The sequence below is a fragment of the Longimicrobium sp. genome (assembly GCF_036554565.1).
In the GTDB taxonomy this organism is placed as follows: domain Bacteria; phylum Gemmatimonadota; class Gemmatimonadetes; order Longimicrobiales; family Longimicrobiaceae; genus Longimicrobium.
The window spans coordinates 1-8,520 of the sequence record NZ_DATBNB010000500.1 but is presented as its reverse complement, the minus strand read 5'-3'; the positions used below and the strand labels follow the sequence as shown (position 1 = coordinate 8,520).

8 protein-coding genes are annotated in these 8,520 nt (G+C 69.8%); 5 read left to right on the top strand and 3 right to left on the bottom strand.

What is annotated here, in order from left to right; translation table 11 throughout:
* From VIB55_RS13780 to VIB55_RS13770, 3 genes are all read right to left on the bottom strand, one after another.
* The coding region (locus VIB55_RS13780; RefSeq protein ID WP_331877231.1) for a hypothetical protein at positions 1–1,093 on the bottom strand (1,093 nt) is incomplete at its 3' end.
* 81 nt (positions 1,094–1,174) lie between these two features.
* Positions 1,175–1,924, bottom strand: a complete 750-nt coding sequence (locus VIB55_RS13775) for a class I SAM-dependent methyltransferase (protein ID WP_331877230.1) — start codon at positions 1,922–1,924, stop codon at positions 1,175–1,177.
* Complete coding sequence (locus VIB55_RS13770) at positions 1,921–2,613, bottom strand: HAD-IA family hydrolase (RefSeq protein WP_331877229.1); 693 nt, start codon at positions 2,611–2,613, stop codon at positions 1,921–1,923. Before VIB55_RS13770 ends, VIB55_RS13775 begins: the two co-directional genes overlap by 4 nt.
* A 227-nt stretch (positions 2,614–2,840) precedes the next feature.
* On the opposite strand from VIB55_RS13770, the gene VIB55_RS13765 reads away from it, so the two are divergent.
* The 5 genes from VIB55_RS13765 to VIB55_RS13745 all read left to right on the top strand — a co-directional run.
* A complete protein-coding gene (locus tag VIB55_RS13765) occupies positions 2,841–3,353 on the top strand; it encodes a (2Fe-2S)-binding protein (protein WP_331877228.1) in 513 nt (170 codons plus the stop codon).
* A 163-nt stretch (positions 3,354–3,516) separates the two neighbouring features.
* A complete protein-coding gene (locus VIB55_RS13760; protein ID WP_331877227.1) occupies positions 3,517–5,880 on the top strand; it encodes a xanthine dehydrogenase family protein molybdopterin-binding subunit in 2,364 nt (787 codons plus the stop codon).
* A gap of 24 nt (positions 5,881–5,904) precedes the next feature.
* The gene (locus VIB55_RS13755) at positions 5,905–6,378 is read left to right on the top strand and encodes a carbon monoxide dehydrogenase subunit G (protein ID WP_331877226.1); all 474 of its coding nucleotides are present in this window, start codon (positions 5,905–5,907) and stop codon (positions 6,376–6,378) included.
* Positions 6,375–7,265 (top strand): xanthine dehydrogenase family protein subunit M, encoded by an 891-nt coding sequence (locus tag VIB55_RS13750; protein WP_331877225.1) that lies wholly within the window; start codon positions 6,375–6,377, stop codon positions 7,263–7,265. The genes VIB55_RS13755 and VIB55_RS13750 overlap by 4 nt, the downstream gene beginning before the upstream one ends.
* 491 nt (positions 7,266–7,756) lie before the next feature.
* A partial coding sequence (locus VIB55_RS13745; RefSeq protein WP_331877224.1) for a cyclase family protein occupies positions 7,757–8,520 on the top strand: 764 nt, incomplete at its 3' end.

The following is an 8,520-nucleotide window of genomic DNA, read 5'->3' as shown; positions in this document are numbered from 1 at the left end:
CGAGCATGCGGGGAAACTCGCGGTGAAGCGAGAATCCGGGTACGCTGAACTGCTGCGGCGCATCCGTCCCCATCAGGATGCCCGCCCAGCCGCGGTGCAGCGCCGCCAGCACCCGCTGCCGCGCTTTGATGCTGCGCCGCGCGGTCGTGGCATCGTAGTCCGGCGCGTTGCGGCGCTGGTTGTACGCGTTCGTCCAGCTGCGCACCGACTGGGCCGAGGTGTAGCGCAGCTCGGGATACGCGAGCAGCGAATCCAGCGGCAGCGTGTTGTACAGCACCTCCCAAAGCGCCATCGTGGGCACCACCCAGGCTCCCGCTTCGCGCGTGGCCTGCACGGCGGAATCCAGCTTCGCCGCATCGATCGGTCCCTCCGCGCCGCCCGCGTACTCCACGTAGCCGTCCACGTGGTCGAACGTCTCCTGCCCCATCGTGATGGCGTGCATCAGCCCCACGTCCGCGGGCACGTGGCCGCCGAAGCGGATGCCCTCCTGCGCAGCGGCTCGCGCCATCGCGTCGTATTCCGGGCGGGTAAGGCCGGGATGAATCTTCAGCAGGTCCCACCCGGCGGCGCGCTGCTCGCGGACCATCTGCGCCGCCTGCTCCGGGGTTTTGACGGAGTTGCCGTTGAAGCTCGGTCCCGCCAGGTACAGCGTGGGCCCCAGCAGCTCGCCGCGATTCGTGCGGGCGCGCAGCTCCAGCTGTCCCGGGGCGCCGAGCATTCCGCGGACGGTGGTGATGCCGTTCGCCACGTACAGGAACAGCACGTCCTCAGTGTACTGCACGGGCGCATTGGGCGGTGGCACGTGGCCGTGCATCTCGGCGAGACCGGGGACGAGGAACTTGCCACGCGCGTCGATGCGCCGGGCACCCTGCGGCACGGATACGGACGCGGCGGGCCCGACTGCCACGATGCGATCGCCGCGGACGAGGACGGTGTGTCCGCACAGCGTGCGCTCGCTGTCCATGGGGATGACGGACACGTTCTCGAACGCGGTCACCTCGGCGGCGCCGGGCTGGGCGCAGGCGGCGGACGGCGCCAGGGCGGCGAGCAGGAGCGCGCCGCAGAGCAGGCGGCAGAGGAAGTTCGGCTTCATCGCGCGGACGGGTGAGGGAGCGAAAAATTTAGCACACCCATATTGCATCAAAGCGGGCGAATGCGCCAGCACGACGCGGAGTCAGGCGCGCCGGCAGATGGCGATCAGGTTTTCGCTGCTGTGGATGAAGGGCGCCAGCTCCCAGTCGCCCCACCAGTCGATGGGCACCAGGCCGGCCTGCCGCAGCAGCGCATCCCACTCCGTGGCGGAACGGATGCGGAGCTCGTGGTACTTCTCCCCCGATTCCCCGCCCCGCGACCAGCGCGTCCACTCGCGGCTGACGCCCTCGACGGCGTCGAACTCGCGCTCCACCCACACCGTGGCGCCGCCCTCCGTTTCCCACCAGTCGCGCTCGGTGAAGTCGGCCAGGATGTGGTCGCGGTGCATGGTTTCCAGCACGAACACGCCGTCGGGCTTCAGCGCCCGGTGTGCGCCGCGAAGCACACGCAGGTCTTCTTCGTCGGATAGGAAATATCCGAGGGACGAATACATGGAGAGAGCCAGGTCGAACCGGCCCGTCCACGGCACCTCGCGCATGTCGCCCTGCACGAAATCCACCGTCACCCCGGCGGCCTTGGCGCGCTTGCGGGCGCGGGCCAGCAGCGTCTCGGACCAGTCCAGCCCCGTCACCCGGAAGCCGGAGCGCGCCAGTTCCAGCGAGTGCCGTCCCCATCCACAGGCCAGGTCCAGCACGTCGGCGCCGGAATCCAGCGGCACCATCTCCCGAAGTCCCTGGATCTCACGCTCCGTGCGCGACGGCGTCAGGAAATCGCGGTAGATGTCGACGAACGTCTCGTCGAAGTACCCGTCCCACCAGCCCTGGGCGCTCACGCCGTCTCCGGAAACAGGTCCAGCAGGTCGTGAAGGCCGCGGATGCGCTCGCAGTCCACGTCGTTCCAGCGCCACAGCGGGTCGATGAGCACGGGCCGCATTCCCGCCGCGCGGGCGCCCTGCACGTCGATCTCGTAGATGTCACCCACGTACACGGCCTCTTCGGGGCGGATGCCCATCCGCTCGGCGCCGATGTGGAAGATGCGTGGATCGGGCTTTTCGATCCCCACCTGGTGGGAGTCGATGACGAACTCGAAGTGCGACCCCAGCCCCACGCTCTCCAGCAGCGCTTCGACCCGCCCGTCCGCGTTGGAGATGACGGCCAGGCGGTAGCCGCGGCGGCGCAGTTCGTCCAGCGTTTCGGCCGTGCGTTCGCGGACGTTGCTCCACAGGTTGCGCTCCGCGTGCCTCGCCCAGAGCGCCTTGGCGATGGAAGGAAACGCTTCCCGGCCCACGCCCACCTGGCGGAAGATCTCTGCGAAGAACACCTCGCCGCGCTTGCGGTCGTCGCTGACCTCGCCGCTGCGGATCAGCTCGTCCAGCCGCGTCTTGGCGGTGTACTCGGCGTCCAGCAGCCGCTCCATCGAAACCTCGATCCCGTACTGGCGGGCGAGGTCCAGGAGATAGGGGTGATCCAGCCAGACCAGCGTGCTTCCGGCGTCGAACAGGATGGCTTTCGGCGGCGTCATCGGTATCCCGTGCTCATTTGCAGGCGGGCGGCGGCGGCGCCGCCCGGCAGGCCGCCAACTTAGGGCCGCGGTCCGCCAGCCGCGAGCGCGCCTACTTGCGGCGGGGAACGTGGCATCCTATCTGTCTGTTTGCAGCCTCACCTTCCCCGGCGACACCGGACGCACCCGCCTCACGCGTCCGCGCCCGCCTGGAAATCCTCGGTTCCACCCCGACACAGCCCGCACGCGTGGCCCAACCCGTGGACGTTTCCCTTTCCGTCAATGGCGCCCAGTACCGGCGCGAGGTAGAGCCGCGCCTGCTGCTGAGCGATTTTCTGCGCCAGGACCTGTCGCTCACCGGCACGCACGTGGGCTGCGAACACGGCGTGTGCGGCGCCTGCACCGTGATGATCGACGGCGAGGCGGTGCGCTCGTGCCTGGTGTTCGCCGTGCAGGCGGACGGCGCCGAGATCACCACGGTCGAGGACCTGACCGCCGGCACCGGCCCCATGCACCCGCTGCAGGAGGCCTTTCGCGACGCGCACGGCCTGCAGTGCGGCTTCTGTACGCCGGGCATCCTGATGTCGATGATCCCGTTCCTGCGCGACAACCCGTCGCCGACCGAGCCGGAGGTTCGCGAGGCGCTGTCGGGCAACCTGTGCCGCTGCACGGGATACCAGAACATCGTGCAGGCGGTGCAGCTGGCGGCGGAACGGATGGGGGCCTCGGCCGAAACCGACAAAGAAGTCGAGGCTCTTTGATCAGTGGGTATGCGCCGGGCTCGGCTGGGGCGGATGAATCCGCGGCAACGACCACACGAAATCCGCCTTCGCGGATTGCCATCTGTGGTGTTTGGGTCAACGGCGTGCGCGCCCGTGGTGTTTCGCACTCTCGCACTTCGCACTTTCGCACTCCCGTACTGTCTTGAGTCGAACCTACGTCGGCACGTCGGTACCGCGGAACGAAGACCGCCGCCTCCTGACCGGGAACGCGCTGTTCGTGGACGACGTGCAGCTCGAGGGCATGCTGCACGCCGCCTTCGTGCGCAGCGACCACGCGCACGGGGTGCTGCGGAGCATCGACGCGTCCGCGGCGCTCGCCCGGCCCGGCGTGGTGGCCGTCATCACCGCCGAAGACCTGGGCGACTACTGGCAGCCCGGGCCCCTGCTGGTTCCGCCTCCGCCCATCGACGGCATCGTCTTCAACCAGGCGTCGCAGGTGCCCCTGGCCAAGGACCGGGTGCGGCACGTGGGCGAGCCCATCGCCATGGTGATCGCCGAAAGCCGGTACATCGCCGAGGATGCGATGGCGGACATCGTCGTCGACATCGATCCGCTGGACCCGGTGGTGGGGCTGGAGGCGGCGCTGGAGCCCGGGGCGGAGATCATCCATCCGCAGCTGGGCACCAACCTGGCGGCGCACGTCGTTCAGCGGCACGGCGACTACGAGACGGCCAAGGCGGCGGCGGACCTCGTCATCTCCCGGCGCTTCCTTTACGACCGTGGCGCGGCGGCGGCGATGGAGAACCGCTGCGTGGCGGCGCGGTGGGATCCCCGCGCGGAAGAATTGACCGTGTGGGACACCACGCAGGCGCCCATCCCCATCCGCAACGGCCTGGCGCGGATGCTGGGGCTGCTGGAATCGCGCGTTCGCGTGGTGGCGCCGTACGTCGGCGGCGGCTTCGGGCCCAAGATCATGATGTTCTATCCCGAAGAGGTGCTGATCCCCTGGGTGGCCATGCGCCTGGGCCGGCCGGTGAAGTGGGCCGAGGACCGTCAGGAGAACTTTTTCGCCACCACCCAGGAGCGCAGCCAGATCCACGATGCCGAGATCGCCGTGTCGCGCGACGGGAAGATCCTGGGGGTGCAGGACTTCTTCTTTCACGACACGGGCGCGTACGATCCGTACGGACTGACCGTGCCCATCAACAGCCAGTGCACCCTGCTGGGCCCGTACGATGTGCCGGCCTACAACAGCGAGTTCCGCGCGGTGTTCACCAACACCGTCACCGTGACTCCGGTGCGCGGGGCGGGGCGGCAGCACGGCGTGTTCGTGATGGAGCGGCTGCTGGACATCGCCGCGCGCGAGCTGGGGCTGGAGCCGGCGGAGATCCGGCGCCGCAACTACCTGCGGAAGGACGTGTTTCCCCACACCTTCCAGATCTTGTTCCAGGACTTCGCGCCCCTCTACTACGACAGCGGCAACTACGCCCCGGCGCTGGAGGCCGCGCTCGACATCGTGGGCCGCGACACCTTTCCGCGCGAGCAGGCGGCGGCGCGGGCGGAGGGCCGGTACATCGGCATGGGCGTCGTCTCGTACGTGGAGGGCACTGGGATCGGCCCGTACGAGGGCGCGCGGGTGACCGTGGAACCCAGCGGGCAGGTGCGCGTCGCCACGGGGCTGGGCACGCAGGGCCAGGGGCACTACACCGCGTTCGCGCAGATCGTGGCCGAGGTGCTGGACGTGGACGTGGACCGCGTGCACGTGGTGACGGGAGACACGCGCGAGTTCGGCTGGGGGACGGGCACCTTCGCCAGCCGCGGCGCGGTGGTGGCGGGGAGCGCGTGCCACGAGGCGGCGCTCGCCGTCCGCAAGAAGGTGATGGAGACGGGCGCGCGCGTGCTAGGCATCGCCCCCGACGACGTCGAGCTGGCGGAGAACACCATCCGGTCGCACTCCAACCCGGACCGGGCGATGACGCTGGGCGAGCTGGCCGGCCACGCCAACCCGCTGCGCGGCGCGGTGACGCCCGGCAGCGAGCCGGGGCTGGAGGCCACGGCGTACTTCGGCCCGGACCACGGCAGCACGGCCAGTGGCGTCCATGCGATGGTGGTGGAGGTGGATCCCGAGACGGCGATGGTGAAGATCCTTCGCTACATCGTCGTCCACGACTGCGGCAAGCTGATCAACCCCATGATCGTCGCCGGGCAGGTGCAGGGGGGCGTGGCGCACGGCATCGGCAACGCGTTCTACGAGCAGCTGGTGTACGACGAGGGCGGGCAGCTGCAGAACGCCTCGTTCATGGACTACCTGCTGCCGACCGCGATGGACGTTCCCAACGTGGAGATGGCCCACCGCGAGACGGACGCGCCGCTGAACCCGCTGGGGCTGAAGGGCGTGGGCGAGGCGGGGTGCATTCCCACGGGCGCCGCGTTCGCGCAGGCCATCGAGAACGCGGTGCCGCACCTGGGGCTGGAGATCCGCGAGATTCCCCTGAGCCCCAACCGCCTGTTCGAGCTGATCCGATCCGCCCCCGGCGTGCGCGCGGAAGCGCTCGCGGCCGACTGAGATTCCTCTTAGCGACCCCGCCCCATGATCGTCGACGGCGAGCACACCTTTCCCGGCCCGCGCCAGACCGTGTGGGACCTGCTGCAGGACCCCGAGGTGCTGGCCAAGGCCATGCCCGGCGCCCGCAAGCTTCACCTGACCGGCGACGGCGTGTACGAGGGCGTGATCCGCATCGGCGTGGGGCCGGTGACGGCCGCGGAGTGGTCGCTGAAGGTGGAATTGAAGGACCGCGTGGAGCCCGCGAGCTACACCATGCTGGTGGACAGCAAGGGCGCGCTGGGCTTCACCCGCGGCAGCGCGACGGTGAACCTGGACGAGTCGGCGGGGGGAACGACGATGCGCTACCACGCGGACCTTTCCATCGGTGGCAAGGTGGCCGGCGTGGGGCAGCGGCTGCTGGACCAGGTGGCGAAGATGCTGACACGGCAGGGGCTGGACGCGCTGAACAAGGAGCTGGAGGCGCGCCTGGCCGCGGGCACGGGCGGCGGCGCGAAATGAAGCCGGCGCCGTTCGAGTACCATCGGCCTGACAGCGTGGAAGAGGCGCTGTGCCTTCTCGCGGAGCACGGCTACGACGCCAAGCTGCTGGCTGGCGGACAGAGCCTGGTGCCGGCGATGAACTTTCGCATGGCCGTTCCCGCCGTGCTGATCGACCTCAACCGCATCGCGGGGCTGGACGGCATCGCGGAGGTGGATGGAGGGCTGCGCATCGGCGCGATGGTCCGCCAGCGCGCGGCGGAGCGGGATGGGCTGATCGCCGCGCGCGCGGGGCTGATTACCGAGACGCTGCCATACGTTGCCCACGCGCAGATTCGCAACCGCGGCACGATGGGGGGCAGCATTGCCCATGCGGACCCGGCGGCGGAGATGCCGGCCGTGATGCTGGCGCTGGACGCGCGCTTCCGCCTGCGCGGTCCGAACGGCGAGCGGCTGGTGACGGCGGGCGAGTTCTTTACGGGGCTGTTCGGAACCGCGCTGGAGCCGGACGAGATGCTGACGGAGATCGAGGTGCCCGCGGCCGCCCCGCGCACCGGCTGGGCGTTCGACGAGGTGTCGCGCCGCCACGGCGACTACGCGCTGGCGGGGATCGCCGCGACGGTGCAGGTGGACGACGCCGGCCGGTGCTCCTCCGCGCGCATCGCGCTGCTGAGCGTGGGCGAGGGCCCGGTCCTGGCGGCCGAGGCCGCGGCCGCGCTGGTGGGCCAGGCGCCCGACGAGGCAGCCATCCGCGCGGCCGCCGAGGCCGCCAGCCAGCGCGACATCGACCCGCCGGGCGACATCCACGCCTCGCCCGAGTACCGGCGGCAACTGGTGAAGGTGCTCGTGCAGCGGGTGCTGCCGCGCGCGTTCGAGCGGGCCCTCACCCGGCCGCGCTGGGGCGACTGAAGTCGCGGCAACGACGGCCCGAAGTCCGCCTTCGCGGACTGCTCGCGCAGTCGAGTGCGCCAGGCCAGCCGCAGCGCGAGCCGATGGCGCACAACCGCTTGTCATCCTGAGGCCCAGGCGCACCGAATCGGCGCCCGCACACCGTCCGTCGCGGGCCGAAGGATCTAGCCCGGGGCGCCTCGATGCCCGGGCGCGGCAGCGGACACAAAAGCCGGGCCCCTCGGCGTCTGCTGGGGCTCGCCAGAAGTCCGGGGAACCAGTCCCGGGCCTCGGATCGGTCCCGGGCCGGCACGGGCGAATGAATTCGCTGCAACGGCCACACGAAGTCCACCTTCGTGGACTGGCTTGTCCTGGTGTAAGTTGGAGCGGGTGGCGCGCCCGGGCCTGAGGTGCGCGTGGTTTCCGCCACGCTCTGTTCGTACCCTGTAACCAATCATGCGGCCGCCAACCGCGGCCTGCGTTCAACTCAACCCCGTGCTTCCGGAGATCCGATGAAAGTGTACGACCTGTCGCAGCCGCTGAACGAGCAGGCGCCCTTCTGGCCGTACTATCCGCCCTTCGAGGTGAAGTACATCAAGCGCAAGGCCGAGCACGGCGTGAACGCGCAGTACATCCAGACGTCCAACCACATGGGCACCCACCTGGACGCGCCGCGGCACTTCATTACCGGGGGCATGACTATCGACCAGATCCCCATGGAGTGGCTGTGCGGGCCGGGGGTGATCGTGAACCTGAGCGACGAGATGGACGAGCTCGCGGTGTACACGCCCGAGATGATCGAGTCGCGCGTGGAGGTACGGAAGGGTGACATCCTGCTGCTGCACACCGGCTGGCACCGCCACGCGCAGTGGGGCGACCAGCCCGACGAAGAGAAGTACATCCACATGCACCCCGGTGCGCACCCCGACATGGTGCCGTGGCTGCTGGAAAAGGAGATCCACATCTGGGGCGTGGACGTGGTGTCCACCGACCACCCGATGGACCTGCCCATCGGCCGGTTCCTGGGCAAGGGGATGCACGGCCACTGCGACCGCGTGCGCGCCGCGGCCGAGGCGAAGTTCGGCGGGCCGGAGGCGGTGGCGAAGCTGTTCCCGGACGAGGACTACCAGCTCACGCACAACAAGCTGTTCGGCCACAACTGCATGCACATCGAGAACCTGGGCGGCGAGATCAGCGCCCCGGAGATCCAGAACCGCCGGCTGGTCATCGGCTGCTTCCCCTGGAAGTTCCAGGGCGGCGAGGCGGCGTTCGCCCG

Excerpts from the sequence above, each read along its gene's own strand:
- VIB55_RS13770 (WP_331877229.1), bottom strand. The coding sequence starts at position 2,613 with ATGACGCCGCCGAAAGCCATCCTGTTCGACGCCGGAAGCACGCTGGTC.
- VIB55_RS13755 (WP_331877226.1), top strand. The coding sequence starts at position 5,905 with ATGATCGTCGACGGCGAGCACACCTTTCCCGGCCCGCGCCAGACCGTG.
- VIB55_RS13750 (WP_331877225.1), top strand. The coding sequence starts at position 6,375 with ATGAAGCCGGCGCCGTTCGAGTACCATCGGCCTGACAGCGTGGAAGAG.